25 protein-coding genes and 2 pseudogenes are annotated in these 25,571 nt (G+C 41.6%); 11 read left to right on the forward strand and 16 right to left on the reverse strand.

Features of this window, described 5'->3' with window-relative positions; translation table 11 throughout:
* The first annotated feature begins 121 nt into the window (after window positions 1-121).
* The 7 genes and pseudogenes from IPH84_20220 to IPH84_20250 all read left to right on the forward strand — a co-directional run bounded on the left by IPH84_20220 (window position 122) and on the right by IPH84_20250 (window position 10,278).
* Window positions 122-1,390 (forward strand): PKD domain-containing protein, encoded by a 1,269-nt coding sequence (locus IPH84_20220; protein ID MBK7175485.1) that lies wholly within the window; start codon window positions 122-124, stop codon window positions 1,388-1,390.
* A gap of 75 nt (window positions 1,391-1,465) precedes the next feature.
* On the forward strand, window positions 1,466-2,575 hold the full coding sequence (locus tag IPH84_20225; protein ID MBK7175486.1) for a DUF1624 domain-containing protein: 1,110 nt from the start codon (window positions 1,466-1,468) through the stop codon (window positions 2,573-2,575).
* 166 nt (window positions 2,576-2,741) lie between these two features.
* Window positions 2,742-5,417 carry a PAS domain S-box protein gene (locus tag IPH84_20230; protein ID MBK7175487.1) on the forward strand — a complete coding sequence of 892 codons (2,676 nt, stop codon included), beginning with the start codon at window positions 2,742-2,744 and terminating at the stop codon, window positions 5,415-5,417.
* Window positions 5,418-5,635: 218 nt separating this feature from the next.
* Window positions 5,636-7,165 carry a response regulator gene (locus IPH84_20235; GenBank protein ID MBK7175488.1) on the forward strand — a complete coding sequence of 510 codons (1,530 nt, stop codon included), beginning with the start codon at window positions 5,636-5,638 and terminating at the stop codon, window positions 7,163-7,165.
* Window positions 7,162-8,478 (forward strand): annotated as a pseudogene (locus IPH84_20240) (alpha-L-fucosidase). The gene IPH84_20235 and the pseudogene IPH84_20240 overlap by 4 nt, the downstream one beginning before the upstream one ends.
* A 109-nt stretch (window positions 8,479-8,587) precedes the next feature.
* The gene (locus tag IPH84_20245) at window positions 8,588-9,367 is read left to right on the forward strand and encodes an SDR family oxidoreductase (GenBank protein ID MBK7175489.1); all 780 of its coding nucleotides are present in this window, start codon (window positions 8,588-8,590) and stop codon (window positions 9,365-9,367) included.
* A gap of 62 nt (window positions 9,368-9,429) precedes the next feature.
* Window positions 9,430-10,278 carry a GntR family transcriptional regulator gene (locus IPH84_20250; GenBank protein ID MBK7175490.1) on the forward strand — a complete coding sequence of 283 codons (849 nt, stop codon included), beginning with the start codon at window positions 9,430-9,432 and terminating at the stop codon, window positions 10,276-10,278.
* A gap of 24 nt (window positions 10,279-10,302) precedes the next feature.
* On the opposite strand, the gene IPH84_20255 is transcribed toward IPH84_20250, so the two are convergent.
* From IPH84_20255 to IPH84_20285, 7 genes are all read right to left on the reverse strand, one after another.
* Window positions 10,303-10,947 carry a rhodanese-like domain-containing protein gene (locus IPH84_20255; GenBank protein ID MBK7175491.1) on the reverse strand — a complete coding sequence of 215 codons (645 nt, stop codon included), beginning with the start codon at window positions 10,945-10,947 and terminating at the stop codon, window positions 10,303-10,305.
* A gap of 85 nt (window positions 10,948-11,032) precedes the next feature.
* Window positions 11,033-11,584 (reverse strand): rhodanese-like domain-containing protein, encoded by a 552-nt coding sequence (locus tag IPH84_20260; protein ID MBK7175492.1) that lies wholly within the window; start codon window positions 11,582-11,584, stop codon window positions 11,033-11,035.
* 11 nt (window positions 11,585-11,595) lie between these two features.
* Window positions 11,596-12,189, reverse strand: coding sequence for a YeeE/YedE family protein (locus tag IPH84_20265; GenBank protein ID MBK7175493.1), 594 nt, complete (start codon window positions 12,187-12,189; stop codon window positions 11,596-11,598).
* Window positions 12,190-12,208: 19 nt separating this feature from the next.
* Complete coding sequence (locus tag IPH84_20270) at window positions 12,209-12,736, reverse strand: YeeE/YedE family protein (GenBank protein MBK7175494.1); 528 nt, start codon at window positions 12,734-12,736, stop codon at window positions 12,209-12,211.
* A 32-nt stretch (window positions 12,737-12,768) separates the two neighbouring features.
* Entirely contained in the window at window positions 12,769-13,710 is a 942-nt protein-coding gene (gene nrfD / locus IPH84_20275; GenBank protein ID MBK7175495.1) for a polysulfide reductase NrfD, read from the reverse strand.
* A 29-nt stretch (window positions 13,711-13,739) separates the two neighbouring features.
* Window positions 13,740-14,273 carry a 4Fe-4S dicluster domain-containing protein gene (locus IPH84_20280; protein ID MBK7175496.1) on the reverse strand — a complete coding sequence of 178 codons (534 nt, stop codon included), beginning with the start codon at window positions 14,271-14,273 and terminating at the stop codon, window positions 13,740-13,742.
* On the reverse strand, window positions 14,270-16,513 hold the full coding sequence (locus IPH84_20285) for a molybdopterin-dependent oxidoreductase (protein ID MBK7175497.1): 2,244 nt from the start codon (window positions 16,511-16,513) through the stop codon (window positions 14,270-14,272). Before IPH84_20285 ends, IPH84_20280 begins: the two co-directional genes overlap by 4 nt.
* 416 nt (window positions 16,514-16,929) lie before the next feature.
* On the opposite strand from IPH84_20285, the gene IPH84_20290 reads away from it, so the two are divergent.
* Entirely contained in the window at window positions 16,930-17,340 is a 411-nt protein-coding gene (locus IPH84_20290) for a Rieske (2Fe-2S) protein (protein MBK7175498.1), read from the forward strand.
* A gap of 134 nt (window positions 17,341-17,474) precedes the next feature.
* Here IPH84_20290 and IPH84_20295 read toward each other — a convergent pair whose 3' ends face one another.
* The 9 genes and pseudogenes from IPH84_20295 to IPH84_20335 form a co-directional block, all read right to left on the reverse strand.
* Window positions 17,475-17,873, reverse strand: coding sequence for a DUF302 domain-containing protein (locus IPH84_20295; GenBank protein ID MBK7175499.1), 399 nt, complete (start codon window positions 17,871-17,873; stop codon window positions 17,475-17,477).
* Window positions 17,874-17,896: 23 nt separating this feature from the next.
* Entirely contained in the window at window positions 17,897-18,088 is a 192-nt protein-coding gene (locus tag IPH84_20300) for a YtxH domain-containing protein (GenBank protein MBK7175500.1), read from the reverse strand.
* A 50-nt stretch (window positions 18,089-18,138) separates the two neighbouring features.
* Window positions 18,139-18,421, reverse strand: a pseudogene (locus IPH84_20305) (co-chaperone GroES).
* An 8-nt stretch (window positions 18,422-18,429) separates the two neighbouring features.
* On the reverse strand, window positions 18,430-18,933 hold the full coding sequence (locus IPH84_20310; protein ID MBK7175501.1) for a 4Fe-4S binding protein: 504 nt from the start codon (window positions 18,931-18,933) through the stop codon (window positions 18,430-18,432).
* 34 nt (window positions 18,934-18,967) lie between these two features.
* Window positions 18,968-19,396 carry a hypothetical protein gene (locus IPH84_20315; protein MBK7175502.1) on the reverse strand — a complete coding sequence of 143 codons (429 nt, stop codon included), beginning with the start codon at window positions 19,394-19,396 and terminating at the stop codon, window positions 18,968-18,970.
* A gap of 160 nt (window positions 19,397-19,556) precedes the next feature.
* Window positions 19,557-19,892 (reverse strand): thioredoxin, encoded by a 336-nt coding sequence (gene trxA, locus IPH84_20320; protein MBK7175503.1) that lies wholly within the window; start codon window positions 19,890-19,892, stop codon window positions 19,557-19,559.
* A gap of 90 nt (window positions 19,893-19,982) precedes the next feature.
* A complete protein-coding gene (locus tag IPH84_20325; protein MBK7175504.1) occupies window positions 19,983-20,942 on the reverse strand; it encodes an FAD-dependent oxidoreductase in 960 nt (319 codons plus the stop codon).
* A 4-nt stretch (window positions 20,943-20,946) separates the two neighbouring features.
* Window positions 20,947-21,300, reverse strand: a complete 354-nt coding sequence (locus IPH84_20330; GenBank protein MBK7175505.1) for a thioredoxin family protein — start codon at window positions 21,298-21,300, stop codon at window positions 20,947-20,949.
* Window positions 21,301-21,755: 455 nt separating this feature from the next.
* On the reverse strand, window positions 21,756-22,169 hold the full coding sequence (locus IPH84_20335) for an OsmC family protein (protein ID MBK7175506.1): 414 nt from the start codon (window positions 22,167-22,169) through the stop codon (window positions 21,756-21,758).
* A gap of 118 nt (window positions 22,170-22,287) precedes the next feature.
* Between IPH84_20335 and IPH84_20340 the strand changes: the two genes are divergently transcribed.
* The 3 genes from IPH84_20340 (at window position 22,288) to IPH84_20350 (ending at window position 25,556) form a co-directional block, all read left to right on the forward strand.
* Window positions 22,288-22,722 carry a transposase gene (locus IPH84_20340; GenBank protein ID MBK7175507.1) on the forward strand — a complete coding sequence of 145 codons (435 nt, stop codon included), beginning with the start codon at window positions 22,288-22,290 and terminating at the stop codon, window positions 22,720-22,722.
* 135 nt (window positions 22,723-22,857) lie between these two features.
* Window positions 22,858-24,993, forward strand: a complete 2,136-nt coding sequence (locus IPH84_20345) for a DUF4405 domain-containing protein (protein ID MBK7175508.1) — start codon at window positions 22,858-22,860, stop codon at window positions 24,991-24,993.
* Window positions 24,987-25,556 (forward strand): hypothetical protein, encoded by a 570-nt coding sequence (locus IPH84_20350; GenBank protein ID MBK7175509.1) that lies wholly within the window; start codon window positions 24,987-24,989, stop codon window positions 25,554-25,556. Before IPH84_20345 ends, IPH84_20350 begins: the two co-directional genes overlap by 7 nt.
* Window positions 25,557-25,571: the final 15 nt, after the last annotated feature.

Consider the following 25,571-nt stretch of genomic DNA (forward strand, 5'->3'; position numbering starts at 1 on the left):
CTGGAGTGAATCAGGTATTGATACGCTGAAGGTAATAACTACAAATGTTGATTGTGGCACCAGAACTTCACTGATACCCATAATCATTAAACCCTCCCCGGCAGTAGAGTTCGAATATCCTGTGCTGGGCACAACCTGCCTGGGTGTCGAAGCAAATTTTGCTGATCAATCCCATATTCAGGGCGCTATTATTGTTTCCAGAACCTGGGATTGGGGAGATGGAAATACTGAATCCGTTAATGGAACCAATGTCATTCATAATTTCAAAACAGAAGGAAACTTTAATGTTACTTTAAGAGTGAGTTCAGATCAGGGGTGCCACACCGAGACTTCCCATAATATAAGGGTAATCCCCCTTCCACAGGCTGAATTCAGTGTTTACCAGAACTGCATCTCTGATTCAGTCCAGTTCACGGATCATTCTGTAGGAGAGAATATTAACCAATGGCACTGGTCGTTCCCGGTAAATGCAACCGTAGTTAATCCGCAGCTTTCTGCTGAATCGAGGGCAATATTTAATACCACTGGAACATTCCCGGTGAGATTAGTGGCTACAAATCTATATGGTTGTAGCGATACGATCAGTAAAGACGTTAAGATTCATGAACATCCGCAGGCTGATTTTTCTATGGAGAATCCTTGTCAAAACCAGGAAATATTGTTTACAGATCAGAGCACCCCGGCAGATACACTCATTGAAAACTATAAATGGAAAGTGACTTCAACAGCCCGTTCGCAAAACACTTATGAAGGAAATCCGGTTAAAATAATTTTTGAAGATGCTCAAACATACACACTTGTGCATGAAATCACCGACTTTTTCGGATGTAAAGGCTCTATTACTTCCCTGATTCCGGTTAATCCCACACCCGAAAGCCTGTTTGAAAGCACTGACAATTATAATAACATCAATGGTTTGCTGACCTTTTCCAATCAATCCAACGGTGCTACTGAGTATTCCTGGGATTTTGGGAATGGTGAAACTTCGTCACTTTTTGAACCGGAAATTAAATATAACCAGGAAGGTTCATATACAATTATCATGATTGCTTCTAATGCAGAAGGGTGCTACGACACAGCTTACTGGTCCTATTATTACACACCGGGCTTATATTTGCCCAATGCTTTTTCACCTGACCAAAATGGCAAAAATGATGTTTTCAAACCGATTTCACAAAGCAACTCCTTGACTCCTTACAGCTTACAGATTTTCAACCAATGGGGGCTCCTGATTTTTGAAAGTAATGATCCGGGCTGGGGATGGGACGGGACTTTCAGAGGTGAACCCTGCTCCATGGGTGATTATATTTACCTTGTAAAGTACAATGAAACACATGAATCTCAATCCAGGATAATCCACCGGAAAGGAATATTCACCTTAGTCAGGTAATTCCCCTTCATACGGGACTTTCATTGGTACATTATTATACTATTATTGTATTTTCGCTTTATTAATCCGATTCAGATGACAGCTTCCCATCGCCTGAACTCCCTGGATGCCTTCAGGGGTCTGACTATTCTTGGAATGATCATAGTAAATAATCCAGGTGACTGGGGTACTATTTATCCCCCATTACAACATGCAGAATGGATCGGCTGCACACCTACTGACCTTGTTTTCCCTTTCTTTCTGTTCATCATGGGGTTTTCACTTTATCTGTCAACCACCCGAAGGAAGCAGAAAGGAGCCACTAACTCTGAATTATTTGCCCACCTTGCTAAACGTTCAGGGATCATTTTCCTGATAGGGTTAATATTAAATGCTTTCCCATTTAACAACCTGGCTGAATTAAGAATCCCAGGTGTTTTGCAACGAATTGCCATTGTAAATTTTGCCTGTGGAATATTGCTTATCTATTCTAAGCGGCATACCCGCTTGTTTCTTGCTTCGTTAATACTTCTTGGCTATTGGATACTGCTTGAGTACATTCCATCTCCTCTTTCACTATTTCCAACCATTGCATATGAAACAAACTGGGTAGCCTGGATTGACCAATCCATTCTTGGAAAACATACATGGGCATTGATGCCACTGATGGATCCGGAAGGGATTCTCAGCACATTCCCGGCAATAGCCAGCGGTATACTAGGGATAGAGATGGCATTCCTGTTTTCCAAAGCAACCGGTAGTAATGAGAAAACCATAACCCTTTTCTTCATAGGATTCATACTGACAGCTGCCGGGCTGGCATGGAGTCCATTGTTCCCGATGGTAAAAAAACTTTGGACCAGTTCTTATGTACTTTATACCACAGGATTAGCTTCAATGACACTCGGTTTATTCTACAGAATTATTGATCATGAAGGCAAAAAGAAATACTTTAATCTTTTAATAGCATTTGGATTGAATCCGCTGGCTCTTTATGTTGGATCAGAACTGCTTATTATGACTCTTTGGCTAATTCCAGTATTCGGATCCCAAAATTTCACTTTTAACACATGGGTTTTCAAAGGTTTATGCAATATTGGACTTCATCCTTTGAATGCGTCCTTAATCTGGGCTTTGATTTATACCGGTTTTTGGGCAGGGATTGCTACAATCCTCTATCGAAAGAAACTCATTATTAAGCTATAATCATTATTTTACAAGTATTTCTTCTTTCCAGAACAAGCTTTTTCACTTGCCTTATTTCTCAGTAGTTTATACTTTTATAAATTACAGGTAATATCTTCAGGAAAGTCATATAACTTTTTAACTCTTAGTCTATTAATTATTGGTATTCTCATCCTAAATCTTCCAGATGGTATCAATATTACGTATTTTAATGATTGAAGACTCCACGACTGACAGTGAACTCATTATCAGGGAGATAAAAAAATGTGGAATAGAATTCACAGAACTTGTGGTGGAAACAAGAGAGGATTTCATTCGTGCTATTGGAGAATTTAATCCTGATATAATCCTTTCTGATTATGCATTACCTGAATTCGATGGTATGCAGGCATTGAGGATTCAGCAAGAACTGGCTCCTAACGTTCCTTTTATTCTCGTAACCGGCTCAGTGAATGAAGAAACGGCTGTAGAATGCATGAAATCCGGTGCTGATGATTATATTATCAAACAAAATCTAAAACGTCTTTGTGAAGCTATTAAAGGGGCAATTGAAAAGAAAACGCTTATCAGGGAGAAAGAAGCTTATGAGGCCATTCTTGTACAAAGTGAATCACGATACAGGTCACTATTTGAAAACTCAGCTGTCCCAATTTTTGAAGAGGATTTTTCTTTAGTTAAAGAATTGCTTGACGAAATCAAGAAACAAGGAATCACAGATTATCGTGCATATTTTGATAAACACCCTGAAGAAATTGTTCGTTGTTCATCGTTAATTAAGATAGTTGACATAAATGCCGAGAGTCTTCGTTTCTTCAATACTACAACAAAAGATGAGATCTTAAATGATATAATGACAGGATTTCTGGATGAATCCTGGCCTTCATTCAAAGAAGAAATTATTGCACTTGCAGAAGGAAAAACTTACTTTGAATGCGAAATCCCTATATCGACTTTTAATTGGGAGCACAAGGATGTGATCCTGAAATTATCTGTCAGGCCTGATAGTCTTAATACACTCAAGCATGTATATGTATCCTTTGTAGATATCACAGCCCGTAAACAAGCACAGGCTGCGCTGGCTGAAAGTGAAGAATTATTCAGGATAGCTTCAGAAAATGCCATCATCGGAGTTTGTATGATGACTCTTGAAGGTCAATTTATGTTTGTTAATAATGCAGTTTGTGATCTCTGGGGGTATACAAAGGAAGACTTAATGAATCTCAATTTTCAGGACATTCTTCATCCTGAAGATAGGAAAGATGGAATGGAATTACTTCAACGGCTGGCATCCGGAGAGATTCAGCATTCAAATAATGAACAGAAGTACCGGCATCAGAATGGATCTGATATCTGGGCATCTGTTTCTACTGGAATGATTCATAGCTCAATTCAAAGGAAAGAGTACTTTGTGTTTTATATCCAGGATATTACCAGGAGAAAGGAAGCAGAAATTTCGGTGCGCAGAAGTGCAGATTTATATTGTACGCTCACTGAAAACATGAAGGATGTGGTTTGGATTCTAGATCCTGAAACCCTGCGATTCAAGTATATCAGCCCGTCTGCCAAGCGTATGGTAGGGTTTTCTTCCGATGAAATTATGGGAGTAACCATGGATGCCATGGTAGCCCCTGAGTACAGGGAAAAGCTGCAGAAGGATATGTTGAAAATCATTAATGATTGTTCATCAGGTATAGAGAATACAGGCACTTATCATACCCAGGTAATTAAACAACCCTGTAAGGATGGAACCTTTATCTGGGCTGAAATCACTGCATATGCCTATTTAAATGAGGAAACCGGAAAACTTGAGCTCCGTGGCACTCATCGTGATATCACTGAGCGTAAGAATACCGAGGAAATAGTAAGGAAAAGTGAGGAAAAATTCAGACTCCTATATGAGAATGCTGCTGACCCGATTCAATTACTGGATGAAAACCTGAATTTTGTAGACTGTAATGAAGCTACTTTAAAAATCCTTGGATTAGAAACAAAAGAACAATTTAGAGCATATAGTCCTTCTCAAATATCCCCGGAATTCCAGCCTGATGGACAAGCTTCCTTAGAAAAATCAATTGAATTGGTTAAAAACGCCTATGAGAAAGGGAGTCACCAATTTGAATGGGTTCATCGCCGGGTGAATGGAGAGCTGTTTACCGTTGACATCAATCTCACCAAAGTATTAATGGGGGATAAAAGCCTTCTTCTTGTTCATATGCGCGATATAACAGTCCGCAAACAGGTTGAAGAAAAACTGAGGGAAAGGGAGAAATCTCTCCGGACACTCATTAACTCCATGCCGGACATTGTTTGTTTTAAAGATGGAGAAGGACGATGGTTAGAAGCCAATTCCTTTGATCTTGAATTATTCGAATTAGCTGATGTAGACTACAGGGGGAAGAAAGATTCCGAACTGGCTGAATACAATGATTTCTATAAAGAAGCCCTATTGAATTGCGAAAAATCAGATGAAATTACCTGGCTGAAGGGAGAGCAAATGAGGGGTGATGAAGTAATCCCTCGCCCTGATGGCACTGAATTAACTTTTGACGTAATTAAAGTTCCTTCATTTGATGAATATGGGAACAGAGCCGGTTTACTGGTAATTGGAAGAGATGTTACCAACCGGAAAATCATTGAACAAGCACTGCAAAAAAGTGAAGAGAAGTTCAGGATTTTGGCTGAAAATGCATCTGATGTAATCTGGACAATGGATATTTATGGGAAGAATACCTATATGAGTCCATCCATTACCCGCCTCAGGGGTTATACAGCCGAAGAAGCAATGGCGCAGTCCTCTACAGAATCCCTCACACCTGAAACTGCAGGAAGAGCAAATGAAATTCTTAAAAGATGCTATTTCTAAAATTGAAAATGGTGAACGTTTCGAAAATTACAGTCTTTTACTCGAACAACCATGCAAAGACGGTTCAACCGTTTGGGTAGAAGCAACTGGGTAAGTCGGTATGAATTGCATAAAAAGAATGAGAAATAGCAAGTTTATCACCTTATAAGGCGGAGGTTTCAAGAAATGTCACGGATAGGAGAAAAGCAGAAGAACTACTCAGGGAACGCCAGTATTGGTTGAGTGAAAGTCAGCGCGTTGGCAGGATCGGCTCGTTCAGCATTGATATCATTAATGATATATGGAGTTCTTCCGAAGTATTGGATGAAATCCTTGGAATTGATGCACAAACCCCTAAAACTTTGCGCTCATGGCTTGATTTCACTCATCCCGATCATAAAGATGAGATACAAAACTATCTGATTGAAGAAGTACTTGGAAAAAGATCTGAATTCAATAAAGAGTATAAAATAATCAGGGTAAATGATGGAGTTGAACGATGGGTATGGGGAAAAGGAGAGCTAACCTTTGACGAATCCGGTGAAGCTACCAAAATGATTGGCACCTTACTGGATATTACAGAGCGGAAGATGGTGGAAGAAGCCCTCATAGGAGCTAAGAATAAGGCAGAAGAAAATGACCGCCTGAAAACAGCCTTCCTGAACAATATTTCACATGAAATCCGGACTCCTATGAATGCCATTATCGGGTTCTCCGGATTCCTGAATGATCCTACACTATCAGAAGATAAGCGGAAATATTTCACAGAAATTATCTGTAACGCAAGCAATCACCTGCTTTCCATTATAACTGATATTATTAATATTGCTACTATAGAAGCTGGCCAGGAGACCATAAAGACCAGCAAGGTCAATATTAACCAGATGCTGAGGAATCTGGAGAACCAGTTCGAAATTAAGGCAGTCAGTCAGAATTTGAAACTGAATTGTCAAACACCTTTACCAGATTCTGACATTAATCTGGAGACAGATGAAACGAAACTGATACAGGTTATGTCAAACCTCATTGGGAATGCAATGAAATTCACTAAGAATGGTCATGTTTCCTTTGGATATACACTTAAGGATCACAGCATTGAATTCTTCGTGGAAGATTCCGGAATTGGAATTCCCTCCCATATGCATACTGAAATATTTGACCGTTTCAGACAAGCTGACAGTACTATTGCACGGCAATTTGGAGGCACTGGACTTGGCCTTTCTATCTCAAAAGCTTATGTTGAGTTATTAGGAGGTAAGATCTGGCTAAAATCAGCTCCCGGTCAAGGTTCTATTTTCTATTTTACCCTTCCTTTTGAATTGGCTAGAAACGGCCATCATAAAGAGACACAAAAAGAAAATGATAATTTTCTTAATTTTGAAGCACCTAAGAATTTATTGATCGCTGAAGATGAAGACTTGAATTTCATGCTATTGGATCAGCTTCTAGCCAACCAGAATTTTAACCTTATCAGGGTAATGAATGGGGCTGAAGCGGTTCATGCATGTAAATCCAACCCGGACATTGACCTGGTTTTAATGGATGTAAAAATGCCTGTTATGGATGGTTATGAAGCCTCCAGGATAATTAAGCAGCAATTTCCCCATTTACCAATTATAATGCAAACAGCTTATGCGCGGGAATCTGATAAGCTGAAAGCCTTCGAATGCGGATGTGATGGATATATAGCAAAGCCCATTATCATCAATGAATTCATGGACCTTCTAAAATCTCACCTGAAACAAGAAGAAACCTCCCTGATAAAATGAAAACCTGCTCTTTCCTGATTCTGATCATCTTCTTCCCACTAATTATTTTAGGACAAGAAACAGAAGCAGAAAAAGAGGCCAGGATGAAATGGTTCGCCGAAGCACGATTAGGTGTATTCATACATTGGGGTATATATTCCGTGAAAGGAGTGGATGAATCCTGGTCCTTCTATAATCGCTACCTCCCCTATGAGGAATACATGAAGCAGACCAAAGGATTCACTGCTTCTAAATATGACCCTGAATCCTGGGCTTCCCTCATTAAGGAAAGCGGTGCCAGGTATGCGGTTCTTACGACAAAACATCATGACGGGGGTGGCTCTTTTCGACACTAAACAAAGTGATCTGAATGTCATTAAGAAAACACCTGCCGCTAAAGACCTGGTGAAACCTTTCTGTGATGCCCTTCGTAAACAGGGAATCAAAAATGGTCTGTATTTTTCCATGCTCGACTGGTCACATCCTGATTACCCCAAGTTCCTGAATAACCAGTCGAGATACGAAAATGACCCGATTCGCTGGAATCGTTTTTTGGAATTCAGGAAAAATCAAATTCATGAATTGGCTGCTTATAAACCCGACCTGCTTTGGTTTGATGGCGACTGGGATTATAATGCCGATGAATGGAAATCGAAGGAAATGAGAAACCTCATTAATGAATGGATGCCCGGAGTAATTGTGAATTCCAGGATTAATGGGTATGGCGACTATGCAACACCTGAGCAGGGAGTGCCGCTTACATCCCCAAATGAACCCTATTGGGAATTGTGCATGACCATGAATGATTCCTGGGGATTTCAACCCAATGATAAGAATTACAAATCCTCCAACCAGGTGATCCGGATCTTTACAGATTGTATCAGCATGGGTGGAAACCTGCTACTCGATATTGGTCCGAAACCTGATGGAACTATTCCCTCCGAACAGGTAGCCATTCTCAAAGCACTTGGCAGATGGACAAAGAAACATGCTGAAGCTATTTACGGAACACAGGCGGGAATACCGAAAGATTATTTCTATGGCCCGACTGCTTTATCCAAAGACAGTACAACACTCTATTTATTTATCACTAATAAACCTAATGGCCCCTGATGATAAAGGGCCTGAAAAACCCGGTCAACAGGGTGTGGGTTGTGGGGAATGGCACCAAACTGAAGACAGAAGTGATGATGAAGAGCTATTGGAGCGAGGTGCCTGGTATTTTATATATTGATCTTCCTGAAGAATCCCTGGATGAAGAAGTAACAGTAGTCGCAGTTCTTCTGAAAGGAAAATTGACCTCTCACAACCTCCAGGTAATTTTACCTGGATGAGTCTTTCAATCTTAATTCCGGATTTTATCATCTTTTAACAGACTGGCTGCTAACAAAGGAGCTATAGACATGTTGAATATTCAGATACAATTTTCAAACAACATTTAGAATGAAAAAACTTGCATTAGTAACCGGTGCTTCTGGAGGAATAGGGTATGAACTTGCCTGTATCCTGGCTGAGAATAATTACGACTTGATTTTGGTCGCCCGAAGCCTCCAGAAACTCGAAGAAATAAAATTACAGCTGGAGACAAAGCATAAAATCAGCTGCCTTGTTATTGAGGCGGATCTTTCAAATATTGAAGAAGCAATGATGGTTGTTAAAACGACCTTAGGAAAGAACCTTACTATTGATATATTGATTAACAATGCAGGGTTTGGTGATTTTGGTCTATTCACTCAAACAGATTGGGAGAAGGAATTACAGATGATTAATCTGAATATGACCGCTCTCACTTATTTATCTAAAGAATTTGCCAAATCTATGTCGTTGAGAAGGACTGGTAGAATTATGAATGTGGCTTCAACCGCCTCCTTTTTCCCAGGTCCGCTTATGGCAGTGTATTATGCAACAAAAGCATATGTACTTTCATTCTCCGAAGCCTTATCAAATGAATTAAAGGGATCGGGGATCACAGTAACAGCACTTTGTCCGGGCCCTACAGCGTCCGGATTCCAGGCAACGGCTGATATAACTGAATCGAAACTCGTTAAAGGGAAGAAACTGCCCACATCAAAAGAAGTCGCTGAGTATGGATACCAGGCGATGATGAGTGGAAGGACTGTTGCCATTCATGGCTGGATGAATAAATTAATGGTGTTTTCCGGTCGCATCATGCCCCGATCACTGGTCCCTGCAATGGTGAGGTGGGCATCAGAAAAGGCCTAATCTACTGAACTTCTTTCGCCTGTTAAACAAAAGAGTACTTTTGCAGTACTTTCTACAGGATTATGACACAAATAGGGAAATACAATACACTGAAGGTACTTCGCAAGGTAGAATTCGGTTTTTATCTGGATGGCCAGCCTGAAGGCGATATTCTTTTACCACTCAGATACGCTCCGGAAAATCTGAAGATTGGGCAGGAAATAGAAGTCTTCATTTACCTTGATTCAGAGGACCGCCTCATCGCTACAACTGAACAACCTTATGCCACGGTTGGTCAATTTGCCTATCTGAATGTGGCCTCTGTAAATCCGATTGGAGCCTTCCTTGATTGGGGGCTTCCGAAAGATCTGTTAGTACCCTTTCGGGAGCAGAAACAACCCATGGAAGAAGGTAAGTCGTATGTGGTCTTTATTTATATTGATGCAGAAACTGACAGGATAGCAGCTTCAGCAAAACTGGGACAATTTCTGAACCATGAACCCATAAATTACCTCCCCGGAGATGAAGTTGAAATAATGATTACTGCAATATCAGAACTTGGATACAAGGCAGTAATTTTTAACAGGCATGAGGGAATATTATATAAAAATGAGGTCTTTCAAACCCTCAGAAAAGGTCAGGAACTGAAAGCTTTTATTCATAAGATCAGGCCTGATGGTAAAATTGACCTTCGGCTGCATAAGGAAGGTTATGATAAAATTGATGGTATGTCGAAAGTGCTCCTCACCGCTTTGGAAGAGCAGGAAGGCTTCCTGCCATTAACTGACAAAAGCCCTGCTGAGGATATTTATAAAGCATTAGGAATGAGCAAGAAAAGCTTCAAACAAGCAATAGGTGCACTTTATAAAATGAAGATGATCAGTATCGGTAACAACGGAATCAGTAAAATTGAACCCTCAACGGAAAGTTAAATTTCTGAATAATAAGACCAGGGTCTAGCAGCCACCGCCACCTGATTCCTCCTTTTTAACCGGGATTACTTTTTCCTTCTCTGCTTTTGGTTTACCAGCTACCGGTAAAGAAACCAATGTTGTTTTTTTGCGCAGAGCCGAGGTATCTATGATTGACCTCTCTACCCAGACCAAGTGTTTAGTAAGGCTTGTAAGAGAATCGTTAAGAGGTAGTAATTTGTATAGCTGATAACCTCCCTGCAATATTTTAACATTCTTCACTCCTACCTGTTTTAATAATAACCAGGGGCCATTAGCCTGAAGCTGGTCATCTCCGTATAAAATGGCTTCCTGTCCTTTTGAAGATAATTCGTCAAAGAAAGAAAGGGCGTTTTTATCCAACAGGTTCATCACAGGAATATTAACTGACTCCTTTATATGCCCTTTACTATATTCTTCGAACGAACGAATATCGACCATAACCAGGGTACCTTTCTTTTGCTCCAACAATGCATCCAATTCAACCGGTGATATAAGCTGGCTGCTATCTTTCAATAAGCCGGCCAGGTTATCTTTTGTCATTTTGTAAGTAACCGAAGGACGATTGGATATAGCAATAATCAGGATGATAATGATTACTACAACCAGGGCTGACAGGAAAAGAGCATTTTTCTTGATAAACTTTTTCATTTTCTGCAAATTTTGAATAGCTATTATGGGGCAGACAAATTGTTGCTTGATGATTCAATGTTAAAAGCGGAAGTTCAGAAATATTTTAACAACCACCTCCTGATGCTGGTGCACCAATGAAATATTGGCGGGCAGCAAGGCGGAAAGTGTACAAGTCGTTCTCTTTTGATGAAGCAGTAACTGATGGCTCAACTCCTTTGATAATGGTCTCGAACCAATGATTTAAGCCTCCCTCCATTACGAAAACCCGGGGCACCTGAAGTCTTGTAGAAATTTGCCAGGCCAGGTCTGCTTCAATGCTGCCATTACTATAAAAAACTTTGTCTTTAGCTTTCTCAGTTACAATATCCTTCCACTGTGGGCTTAAGAACGAGTCGATTGGAATATTGACAGCTCCCGGCAATGCAAACACTCTGAATTCAGAAGCCGGCCTTACATCAATTAATTGAAGGGTAGGGTCAGCTTCAATAATCCTTTCTGTAATCAAATCAGTAGAGAGGAACCTGGCATGATCGTTCACTGAGATCAGCATTTTAGTGGGATCTGTTTCTTTGGATCCGCCTTTCTCCGGCAGGATCAGCAGTCCGAATGCAGCCACTATCACCAGGATAGCAAGTATAGTATATCGTCTGTCCATTTCGTCTGATATTAATATTCTACTTTTTTAATTCTGCGCTCAAGCCATGTCGCTCCGAAGAACATTCCAACAGCCATCACTACGAGCAGGAAGGCGAATAAAGCCTTAGAAATTCCTAATGAATCAGTAATTAACACATTTCCAAGGTTTCCGCTATTATACATATTTTCGAAGAGTGGAAATGCTTCCGAAAAAAGGAATACCCCGATAAACATACCGGCTGTAAAGGTTAATGCATCCAGTTTTCCAATTGCCAGCCCGCAGAAACTGGTTCCCGGGCAATAACCTCCCATTGAAAATCCGATTCCCATAATAATCCCTCCAACAATAGCAGAAGTTACAAAAGTGGGTTGTATATACAGCATGGAGAAATCGACCCAGCCCAGGTAAGAAAAATACAGCAGGCCAAGCATTGCTGTGATGGCGGCTGTAAAGAAAACTTTCACAACCACAAAGTCGTATCCGAAAAAAGTGCCGATAATTTTCCGTGAGGATGAAAAACCGGAAGCTTCGAGTGTAAATCCAAAACCCATTCCGAGGAGCAGGGCAAATACATTATCCCAGGCTTGTGGGATAACGTCCATTGGTATAAGAGGTCCTACCATAGCTACAATCTTTAAAGGGTTAAATCCAGTTCTTTTTAAATACCCAGGCAAACACAAATGCCGTCCCAAAAATGGCCATCATCGTGATAAAACCGCCTAAGGCCAATACTGCCATTCCACTTAGCGCTGCTCCACTTGTGCATCCTTTGGCAAGCTGTGACCCAATTCCAAAGAGAATACCCCCGGAAAGAGCAAAGATGAGCCTTCTCCTGGAAGTAATCTTCGGAGAGTGCTCCACCTTAAATTTCAGGCGATTGAATAACAGTCCGGAAAGGAAAGCTCCTGCAAGCACACCTATGACTTCGAACACCAGCCAGGTATTCATAGGATGTTTATCATCGCTGAGAAATTTTCCATAATAGGAAGAGCTTTCAGCATGTGCAGGAGCAACAGCACTCACTGCTTCAACAACAGTACTCTTAACTGCACCGCTTGCCCCAAGGCCTCTGCCGGTAATATAGAAGGTTGCCATCAGCACCAGACCCAGAAAGACGCCTCCCAGGTAGGGATTCAGGTAAAAAGTGCCCGATTGATTTGATTTTTTCATATCCATGTGAATTAATCTTTTACTTAACCATATCAGTAAAGATACCTTGTAATTTGCCCTGCTTCAACCATGATGAAGCGGAAAATGAGTCCACCGATAAGAATCAGTATAGCAGGCAATATGATAGGAACTTTGTACCCCAGGAGTTCCAATACTTCAAGAGCAACAGGAAAAAGTAAACCCAGGAGAATCACAAATACCCAGAAGGAAGCAGTGAATTCACCGCCAAGGAATAGCTGGGCAGCATTGATCTGTACTTCCGAACCGGCCAGGAATCCCATGATCATATGGGTGATAAAAAACAGCTCAATAACGATCAGGAGGATATCCAGTCTGCCAATAATCTTTCTTTCTGCATGGCTTTTACTCAAAAGGATGATGGTTGCTGCCCCTGTAGACATCCCCGAAACGAGGAAAAGCGGTCCGAGTAAAGCTGTGTTCCATAAGGGACGGGCATTGAAAGCCGATAGCAGGATGCCGGTATAGATACCCAATATTACAGCATAAATGACCATAGGCCAGGCAATATATTTCCTGTTTTTAATAGCCCATTTTTCAAACTGCTTAAGGAATTTAAACTTCCAGTCCCATGCCGGGAACAGTTCCTTCATATAACTACCCACCCAAACAAAAGAGATAGGAGTAATAATCATTAGTACCCAGGCGCCCCAGCCCATAGGAGATTCAAGCCTGATGGTGGTATAAAGCTGCCAGAAGTACAATTTATGCTTCAGGTCGAGGAATAACATGAAAAGTCCCAGGATCAAAGCAATTGGAACCAGGAAAGGGGCCCATTTAACAGTGGCTGGCATCTCTTTTTCTTTCCCAAGGATGTAAAAAACACCGGCAAAAAACAGGATTCCTGCTGCAAGACCACCCAGGAACAGGTAAATGGGAATCTGCCAGTGCCAGATATTCAGGTAAGGATCGATATTGGGAAGATTACGACCACTTACAAATAATTCTTCTCTCATAGCTTGTAATATTAAGAGGTTATCAGCTATTAAACCAGGTAGTAAATTTGTGGCTTTGTTCCGGCTTCAGGGGCCAATGCTTTGAATTTGCGGTTTTTCAGCACATTGACGATCTCACTGTTGGGATCGTCGAGGTCGCCGAAATACATACAATGCGTGGGACAAACACTCACGCAGGCTGGATCCTCTCCTCTTCTCACCCTGTGTAGGCAGAATGTGCATTTATCAACGTATCCATCCGGATGGGAATACCTTGCTTCATAAGGACAGGATTGGATACAGGCGCCACAACCAATACACTTATGATGCGTCACTGTTACGATTCCACCTTCTTCAAAATGACTTGCCCCGGTTGGACAGCACCTTACACATGGCGCATTGTCGCAATGATTGCAGCGCTCTGATCGCAGTTCAATGCTAACATTTGGATAAGTACCATCAACAGTTTCGCTTACCCAATCGCGGCAATATCCGATCGGAACATTATTTTCAGTCTGACAGGCAACCACGCAGTCGCTGCAACCCACGCATTTGCGGGTATCTATTGCCATGGCATATCTCATGATTCGGTCTCCTTTCCGGGATCATTAGTTAAAAACGTCACAAAATTTCCTCTCATTCCGGTTCCACCCATAATGGGATCTGTCATCACCCGCGTAATGAGTTCAGTATCATTCACTCCACGACCATAAGCATTCTTCAGAGGCGCATGATGGTGTCCAAATCCATGGACGATATAGACTGAATCCCAGCGAATTCTTTCTGTTACCCTGACCTTGACCGGGAAAGTGGAAATAACACCATCCTGGTTTTTAAGCCAAACATACTGGTCCTTTTTTAACCCCCACAATTCAGCCACCTGCGGATTTACCCAAACAGCATTTTCCGGCATTAAAGCTACCAGGTTGGGATTGTTGGCAGTCCTGCTGAAAGTATGCATGGGGGCCCTTCCATAAATCAGACGGTAGAAGCCTTCCTGAGGTTCAGGGTGGGCAGTATATTCTGGCATAGGACTGAATCCTGCAGCCTCCAGTGAATGAGAATACAATTGAATTTTCCCGGTAGGTGTTTTAAAGGCAATGGGTTCACCCTTTTTCGCATAGACAGGCTTGGTCCTGGGCATCTTTTTAACCCCTATTTTTTCCAATTCAGTTAAAGAAAGGCCAACCTGTTTTAATTGCCAGTCCAATACCTCTTTATAATCTTTATAATTGAAATACTCATCCAGACCAAGCCTGATACCAATTTCCCTTGCCATCCACCATGCAGGTTTGGTCTCATAAAGCGGTTCAACAGCAGGCATCCTGAGAGCGAGGGTTGGTTCCCTGTGTGCCGTATCCCTGATGTCATCATAACGTTCAAGATAGGTACATTCAGGAAGTACAACATCAGCATAACCGGTTATTTCCATGGGCATGGTATCGATCACCACCATCAGGTCCAGATTCTGAACCGCTTTGGCAAATAAATCCTTGTCGGGAATGGCAATAGGCAGGTTTGTTCCCGACACGAACCAACCCTTGATGTTTTTTTCCCTTCCCGGTTTAGGAACCGAAGCTTCCATAATGGTTGTAGTTACAGCCATATTTGCAAGAGGGTAACGACCTTCAAGTGTATCTTTCCAGCTCCAGCGGGGAGCAGGATACTCAGGATGAGGGAATTCGGGCAATTTGAATCCTTCCTTGAAGAAGAACCCGCCCCTGTTACCCCAGGTACCCAGTAAAGCATTCAGAATACCAATTGCTCGTGTGCGTTGAACATCATCACCATACCATGTAGCATGACGGCCCGGATGAACAACAACAGAGGGAGCGGCTGCAGCCATTTCCCTGGCTGTTTGCCTGATGATTTCCGGCTTAATAGTTGTAATCCCATAAGCCCATTCGGGTGTAAATGTGCTCACGTGCTGCCTTAATTCATCCAGCCCTTCAGTATTCATTTTCACATACTCCTCATTGTATATTTCTTCATTGATAAGTACGTGTATCCATGACAAAAGCAGGGCAATATCTGTAGCCGGTTTGATAGGCAACCAGTATTTTGATTTTGATGCAGCAGTGGAAAGCCTTGGGTCAACAGTAATAATAACTGCTCCCTTATCAATAGCTTCACTCATCTCCTGCACCTGTCCGTTATGCATGTTTTCTCCAATATGAGCGCCAATAAGTACAAGACAGCGGGTATCCCTGATATCGGTGACTTCAGGACTAGAGACTGATTCTCCAAAAGTAGCTTCCAGGCCGATGTCGCGTGGACCCCTGCATTGAGCGAAAGAAGGAGCGGCAGTATTCGTTGATCCATAAGCATTTAGAAGATGAGTAAAATAATGCCCTGAAGACCCATGATAGAACAGTGCCATACTTTCTGGTCCATGCTCTGATGCAATAGACTTCATTTTCGAGGCAATGAAATCCAGTGCTTCTTCCCAGCCAACTTCTTTATAGGTTTGTTTACCATCCTTTATAACGCGCATCAATGGTTTCTTAAGGCGATCAGGGTCAGAAAACATCCCCACTCCACCGGTTCCCCTTGGACAAAGTCTGCCATTACACTGGGGATCATCATCGTTTCCAATGATCTTTTTAATTGTACCATCGTCGGCCACATAAGCCCAACCGGCACATTTCCAGAAACACACCTCACAATAGGTGGGAAAACGTTTCAGCACCGGGGATTCATCCTCAGTACCACCAAACAGGCTTTCGAGCGGGGTACCCAGGACATACTTGGCAGCTCCGCCAATGGCTGCAGTAGCCCCCAGTCCCAAGGCACTGATTTTGATAAAATCTCTTCTTGTTTTCATGCAATCATTGTTTGAGATTTTCAGAAAAAACTCCCATCAATTCTTCTCTTGTTATTCGAGTAACAAAACAAAAGTAGCGTAAACATTATGATATGCAAAAAATCACATTACTTACATACGATATCCAACTGCCTGATTATAAATACATTAAAAAATATTAAATTTATCATAATCATATCTATATATATAACACACTGTTTATATGACACTTACACAGATTCTAAGAACAATTCTAAATAGAGCAAAAATTATTTATATACTTGATTTTGAAGCACTTAATTTATCCTTAAGATACTCAGGATAATTTATGCTTTCCGACATAAAAATTGTTGACATATATCAATCAATGTACCGGAGAATAAACAGTTGCGGTCAATTTGAAAACTATTAGTTTTGATGCCCGGATTCAGAAGCAGATGAATAATACGAAAATCAGCCGAAAAGCTTTTCTTTCTTCAGCCAGCCTAATATTAATGGCTGTTATGGTATATTTATGGGAACGAATGATTCGGAGAATGGAGGCAAGCCGGGTAAGCCGAAAAGAAATAAGGGGAATCAACAATTTAAAAGAGGGGGTAACTTTTTTTGAAGGCTTTTATCTTTATTCGGATAATAAAATCACAAGAGCGTTTTCTTCCACCTGCACTCATGCCGGTTGTTTGTTAACTAAGGAGGAAAATGGCCTTATACTTTGCCCTTGCCATGGATCTGGTTTTGAGGCTTCAACAGGCAGAGTCCTCAAAGGTCCGGCACTAAAACCTCTGAAACCTTTAATCTGCAAGATTGATAAGCAGTCGAATGAATGGATTGTTTTACTGTCAGAGTAATTGGTTCCTTTTGCAAGGTAAATTGGACAAACGAGCCGCAATAAATAGAATTTTACTTAATTGGGTAAAATTAAAAATCCACAACACAGATTAATCTGAATGTGGATTTTCATCACCTCTAAAAACAAGAATTTTCAGGATCCAAGTGCCGCATCAATAATTGATAATGATCCTGTTGCGGCCTCCACCATGATACCTGCTACAGATTCAGGAAGGAAACCTGCCATTGCTTCTGCATTCATTACTGACAGGTAAGTTATACCATCTTCCTTTTCATAAACAGAAATCCTGCAGGGCATAAATACTGAAATTGACCTTTCATGGTTAAGCTCCAGTATTTTACCAGCCAGTTCAGGTTTACACAGTTCAATTACTTTAACAGGCATTACAACTTTACCTGACTTTGCTAATGTTTGCTGCAGATCATGTACAGCCGGAACCTTCCAATTCTGCCTTTCTGATTCAGCAACTATCAATTCAGCCGTCTTTTCCACACTATATGGACTTGCTTTTTCAATCAATATTCCACTCATAATTACCTGTTTGAACATATTTATTAACACTTACTTCCACATGAACTGTTCAACGCATAGTATCCCAAAGCAGCACCAAACAGCATACTCATATAAGGATTACTGGTTATTGCACAGGTTCCTGAACTGCAACCAATGTAATAATAATAGAGAAAGCCCAATACTCCCCCTGCTATAGCTCCACCAACCGGTTTCCAGAACCAGGAAGAACGCAGGGCAATCCTGATTGAGTTTATTTTTCCGTTTTTTTCTTCAGTTTCCATTTCTAAATCTCTTCAGTTTCAACCACTTTCGCAAGGATATCAGCATAAGGCAAAATCAGTAAAGTTTTACCTTCAAATTCAATTTCAGTCCCGCCATATTGTTTGAAAATCACCAGGTCACCGGGCCTGGTTTCAGCATTTTCAATGGCGCTCATTGCGACAATACGGGCAAACTTTGGTTTTTCCAGCAGTATCAGGAATAATAATACCTGAAGCTGTTTTTTGCGTACCGGAATTTGTGATATCCAGCACAACATTCTGATTTACCGGGGCTAATTCTTTCATTTGTTTTGTTATTTAATATTTTGACCTATGTTAAATTGAAGGCTCCCATTAGGGCATGCCTCCACACATTTTAAACATTTTGAACAGGTAAAACTCTCTGCAGGATTGTCCTTACCTTTCTTATAAAGACTGTATGTTGCCGGCTCCAGTGCTGTGATGTAACATTCCTTATCACAGATACCACAGTTTTTACAAGTGCTGTAATTGACCTTTATACCAAGAAGCGAAAACCGGTTTAAAGCACCCTGAATCCAGGCAATCGGACATCCTAACTTATGATATTGGTACATCTGTCGAAATTTCTGGTCGGGATTCAGGCCCATCATGAACTCCATAACTACACCCATTGGACACATCCAGCGACAGAAAACTTTTCCGAAAACTACTCCTGTTACTGCACCTGCCAAAACCAGGTACCAAAGTGAAAGCTTGTACTGGTATACAAGTATGAAGATCACAAGTCCTATCGCAATTTGGATTAAGGTTCGTTTTCCAATCAGTAATTTCAGCATTTTCCGTTGCTTATAAGTATGAAAAAGCACTAAGCTATCCCTGTATTTCCAGTAATTCCTTTAGGCGAGCCTGATTGAATCCAACAATCATTTGCCCGTTAATCTCTGTCTGGGGCACTCCCTGTTGCCCGCTCATCCTTACCATCTCTTTAGCAGCTGCATCATCCTGTGAAACATCTATTTCGGTATAATTGATCCCGTTCTTTCGAAGAAAAGCTTTTAATGTATTACACCAGGAACAGGTGGGAGTTGTATACACTCTGACCGATTTTGATGGTTTGTCGTCAACATTTGCCTGTGCTGAGAATACTGCATTTTCAGCTATTGCTTTATAATAATCTTCACCCTGGCAACCCTTAATCACATTGGCAAATTCACCATTCTGAAAAAGGAGAAGTGCCGGGACTGAAGTAATACCATAACGTTCATGTATATCCCTCACTGTATTTACATCAGCATACATTACCCTGAAATCAGTATTTTCAATTTCCTCAACTCCTGTCAGGCTTTTTAATGCACATTCACTCACCTCACTTCCTGCCTTGTACAGTAATAAAAAGTCCGGGCAACTCCTTCTTTTTTATCCTGGAAATCATTTAATGAAACGATGGCTTCCATAATTCTTACAATGCTTTTTTAATTTGTTTGATCAGGAAATCTTTAGGCTTTACACCCACAAAACGGTCAATCTCTTTTCCATTTTTAAGGAGAAGAAGGGTAGGGATATTCCTGACCGAGAATTTTGCTGAAAGTTGCTGATGCTCTTCAACATTCACCTTACAAATCCTGGCATCATCTCCGATTTCTTCAGCCACTTCATTCAGAATAGGTGCCATCATTTTACAAGGCATACACCAGGATGCCCAGAAATCGATCAGTACCACTCCAGAACGGGTATGTTGCTGAAAATTCCCAGGGTTCAAAGTAATTAACCTGGAACTATCCGGAACCTGGGGCATGTTTTTGAGTTTTCGGGCAGCAAAATATAGATAGGCTATAGCACCCACTATAATTGCCAGAACCAGCAAGATGATTGAAGTTGACATAAGTTAAACCGTTAAATTCATTTTTAAGTTTTGTTTCTTTTGATGAAGATAGTCAGCAGCAGCTAATGCAGCAATTGTAGCTTCTCCGACAGCAGTAGTCACTTGTCTGTATTTCTTGGCAATAGAATCCCCTGCGGCAAAAACACCTTTAACATCTGTAGCCATATCTTTATCAACTATGATCTCCTTCCACTTATTCAAGCCCACTTTTCCTTCCAGCATTTCAGTATTTGGTACATAGCCAATAAAAATGAACACACCATCAGTATCGAATTCTTCGGAGACTCCTGTTTTCAAATCTTTGATTACAGCACCTTTCAGACGATCATCACCATAGAACCGGGTGATGATTGATTCAAGCCGGATATTAATTTTCGGATGACTTATTGCTTCCTCAATTGCATATTCAAAAGCCTGGAAATGGTCAAACTGGTGGACCAGCGTAACTTTTGAGGCATATTTGGTAAGTGAAACAGCTTCTTCCAGTGCTGAATTTCCTCCTCCAACAACTACTATTTCCTTATCGGTAAAAAAGTCCCCATCACAAGTTGCACAATAAGAGATTCCCTGTCCTTTAAAGGTATCTTCACCGGGCACGTTCAGACTTCTCGAACGACCACCGGGCGTGAGGATTACTGCATCGGCAGTATAAGTGACTCCATTCTGTGTAACTACCTTTTTTTCATCTTCATTGAGAAACAAATCAAGTATAGGTGTATTACCAATGATCTTACAACCAAAAGCCCTGGCCTGGTTACGCATAACACCTGCAAGCTGATAGCCACTCATACTTTCTACACCTGGATAATTTGCAATTTCATGGGTGAGCACCATCTGTCCGCCAATGGTTCCTGCATCGATAATCAGGGTTTTCATCCTTGCACGCGACAGGTAAATCCCTGCAGTTAGACCTGCAGGGCCTGCACCAACAATGATTACATCGAAATGAGTATCAGGATTCATCGAATTACTTTTGAGGAGCACCAAACTGTTCGTTAAGGATAGAGGTAACCTGGCTCATCGACTGAATGCTGGAGGTTGCTTTTACTACCACACCTTTTTTATAGTACATAGTGAAAGGAATTCCCATAAAACTGCGGCATTCCGGAGCATTACGAATTACATGAGATTCAGGATTATCAAATTCCATATCATAGAACTTAACATGAGGATAATCGCCTTCTATCTGTTCCATGATTCCATATACAGGAATACACATCGGACCCATTCGTCCGCAACAGATCATTACATTTTCATTTTCGCTGATGGCTTTCTGATGCTGTTCAGCTGTAAGCAGATGATTTAAATTTGTGTAAAGCATGATTGTATTTATTTATGTAGATTATTGTATTTATAGTACCGTGTGCTGAGTGCCGTGTGCTGAGTGCCGTGTGCTGAGTGCCGTGTGCTGAGTGCCGTGTGCTGAGTGCCGTGTGCTGAGTGCTGAGTGCTGAGTGCTGAGTGCCGTGTGCCGAGGTGCCGTGTGCCGTGTGCCGTGTGCCGTGTGCTGAGTGCTGAGTGACCCGAGATGGGGCCATTGGCTTCGGGCTTCAGGATATAAATTCCAGATCCCTGGTATTAGCAAATTTCTTCATCTGCTCATCTCCTCATCTCCTAATCTCCTAATCTCCTAATCTCCTAATCTCCTAATCTCCTAATCTCCTCATTTTCAAATTTTCAAATTTTCAAATTGACTAATTCCCTCATCTCCAAGCCAAAGGCTTCTTTTCGGGAAATTGTCGAATTGTCGAATTGTCAAATTGTCGAATTGTCGAATTAATCAATCACAATTTCATGAGTAACTTCCATAGCCTTACGGTACATGAAGGAAACTCCGCAATATCGGTCTTGGGATAATTCAACAGCTTTTTCCAGCTTATCAAGGGGCAAATCCTTCCCGCCGAAACGGTACACGATATGCATGGAAGTGAAATGCTTTGGATGTTCTTCAGTTTCCTCAGCTGACACTTCAATATTGAAGCTTTCTACCTCAACGCGCATTTTCTTAAGAATAGAAACCACATCCATACCAGTGCATCCAGCCAAAGCTGTGAGCATAAGACTTTTAGGCCTGGGGCCTGCATCAGAACCTCCTACCTCAGGAAGTGCATCTATGATAATATGATGTCCATTCACTTCTGAATCGAATTTCATATCACCTTTCCATTGTGTATTGACAGATTTTTTCATGGGTATCATTTTTTGATGCTGCAAAATTAATACAAATTTTATTATAAATCGCATTAGTATCACTTAAATCTTTTTAATATCACTATTTTTTTTAATTTTGCGCTCGAAACAACTGAATATGAGCAAGATTTTTAAAGAGGCATTATCTCCTGTAAAGCTGGCAGAGCTTACCGGAAGTGATGAGAAATGCCTGGAATTCCTGGCGGAACTCAAATGGGCTGAAGGGTTTACCTGCAGAAAATGCGGAAATACAAATTACTGTTCGGGGAAGACTCCCCATTCGCGTCGCTGTACGAAGTGTAAAACTGAAGAATCAGCTACTACAGGGACTATTTTTCATAATTGCAAATTTCCTATCAGCAAAGCTTTCTATATAGCTCATAATGTATGTAAGGGAACGGAAGAAATATCCACCTATGAATTCGCCAGGCGCCTTTCGTTGCGCCAGATGACCTGTTGGAATTTTAAAGCCAAGATACAGCAGGCTCTTTCCCAGATCGAAACACTCAGTGAACACGAAAAAGCATCCATTCAGAAGATTCTTGCCGGCTAAATTTACTGAATCTTGACAGTTATGCGAAGCAAAACTGCTTAGATTCATTAATACTGAGCATGTTCAGCACAATTTTTTTTACGAACCAGTTCAGCCGAAGTATAATACCTTTGGGTTTTCAATTTGTGGTACCGGATGAATTTTCAGAGCCTCAAGAAATTCTTATACCTGAACACCTATGGCTGGATTGCGATTGCCGGCATGCTTATTTGTGCCTTAAGCGGGATTCTCATAGCCATTCCTTTCGATATCCAAAAGCCATATTACTCAATTGCTCATATTCTTTTAACCAATCCCGCTGCCAGCTTTTTCAGGAATATTCATTTCTGGAGTGCACAGGTCTTCTTCATTTTCACGGCACTTCATGTATATGATCACCTGAAACGTTCAACTGAGGAAAAAATATCCTCCAAAGGAATATGGTTTCGCTTGACCATTTCACTGGCTTTTGTAGGATATGTGATGATTTCAGGCTTTATTCTGAAAGCTGATTCCGATAGTCAGCAAGCCCGAAGAATCCTCTCTGCCCTTATTCAAAGTATTCCGGTAGCCGGGAAATTCCTGAATTCAACATTTATTGGCCATCCTGAAAACTGGCAAATCCTCTACCTCCACCATATCGCTACGGCCACCATTATTATTTTTATTGGTATCTACGATCATGTACGTACCATCTGGGTTAACCTTCGCACCTTTATCATTACCACATTGGTTGTTACTCTCCTCGCACTGCTTTTCAGGGCTCCGCTTGGAACCTTGAATGATACAATAATGAAGGGACCCTGGTATTTTGTAGGCATACAGGAACTTTTACACTGGATCAGCCATCCCTGGATCATTGTTCTTGCTTTTACTTTACTATTAATCCTGCTTTACTTTTTACCCAGGCTGAATTCAAAACTCCGGAACCTTTCGAAACGGCTGCTATTTTTTCTGGCAATAATATACCTGGCCCTCAGCCTGACAGGAACATATTTTAGGGGAGAAAACTGGAAATGGCAATGGCCATGGTCGACAGATGCCAGTATTAAGACTGCTTTCCGCTATAACCCGGTTAAATTTCAGCTTAAGGCTTCTCATCCCATCAGAAGTATTGGTAGCCAGCCGGAAGGTTGCCTTGATTGCCACACCGGGATGAAAGGCCTGAGTATTTCCCATTCAGAAAGCAGCACAGGTTGTTATTCCTGCCATCTGGGCGATCCTTTCACTCTTGATAAAGACCTGGCTCATAAAGGTATGGTAATACCAGGTAACCTGTCAAACGCTTCAAAAACCTGCGGTACTCCAGCCTGCCATCCCCAGATAGTGGAAAGGGTGAATGGCAGTATCATGACTACTCTTTCCGGACTCGTTCAGGTTGACCGGTTTGCTTTTCACGAAACAAAAGAGCTCAATGGATTGGCCTCAATCCTTAAACTCACTGACAGTCCTGCTGACTTGCATCTTAAAAATCTTTGTGCCGGATGCCATCTTGGATCAGAAAAACTAAAAACCGGACCTACAGCCTGGCTCGACAGGGGTGGTGGCTGTAATGCCTGCCATCTCACCTATCGTCAATCAGCCCTCGACGATTGGAACAAGCAACGAAAAAAAGCAATGGGGGACACAAGCCTTCCTCAGTTTCATCCATCTATTGATCTTAGTATCGGAAACACTAAATGCAAAAGCTGTCATAGCCGTTCAGGAAGAATTTCAATGAATTATGAAGGCTGGCATGAAACCTCACTTAAGCAACTTCCAGAAACGAATGCTTCAAAATACCAGCAACTCCCCGATGGCAGGGTATTTGAATTTATCCAGGAAGATGTGCATTTCAGCAGGGGAATGTCATGCATCGACTGTCACTCTTCCTATGACCTGATGGGAGATGGAAAAGCCCACAGCCATAAGGAAGAAGCTGTGAGTGTAACTTGTTCCGACTGTCACCCTGAAAAAGGGGCCACTATCAAGAGTATGTCGCTGATGGATGCCGATAAAGAAACACAACTGATCGCATGGCTCAGAGGCACCTCAACTGCAAAAACTCCAATGCTATTAACACAGAAAGGGGGACGGCCGCTGGTAAACACTTCCGTTTCTGAAAATGGAAACATTACGCTGAAAGCCAAACTAAGCTCCAGGATACATAATTGCCTTCCTCAGCAGGATGATTGTGGCAGAAATAAAGCTCATCAGAGGCTAAGCTGCAACAGCTGCCATACTGCCTGGGCACCTCAGTGTATTGATGCCATTACAGCTATGACAAACAGGCCAAGGGATTCGACATGCTGAACAAGAAAAGTGTCAAAGGCTCATGGATCGAGTATACCGGAAAATTTATAGCAGAAGCCCCGGTTCTTGGCGTGAATGAGACTGACAATAAAATCCAGACTTATGTCCCCGGCATGGTCATGACCATTGACAAGTCTGCATTCAGTAAGTCAGAAAAAATGATCTTTCAAAGGCTGTATGCGCCTGCTTCAGCCCATACCACAGTGAAGAAAAGCAGAAGTTGCCAGTCGTGTCATAACAACCCGTTAGCACTTGGGTTCGGCCGTGGCAGTCTGGATTTTTCCAGGGAAGGGCGTTGGATTTTTGACCCGCGATTCGAAAATAGCCCTAATGATGGTTTACCGGAAGATGCCTGGACCGGCTTTCTCAGCGAAAGAAAAGGCGTGAGTTCAACCCGGACCGGACACCGCCCATTCAATATCAAGGAACAGCGCCAGATTTTACTGGTCGGTAGCTGCTTAACTTGCCATCCACCAGAATCAAGGGTAATGACAGAGAGCCTAAACAACTTTACGTCCCTGCTTAAACGCAGATCTCCGAAGTGTATAGCACCTGCCTGGTGATGAAAAGCATGAACC

It is taken from the genome of Bacteroidales bacterium, assembly GCA_016707785.1.
Taxonomy (GTDB): domain Bacteria; phylum Bacteroidota; class Bacteroidia; order Bacteroidales; family UBA4417; genus UBA4417.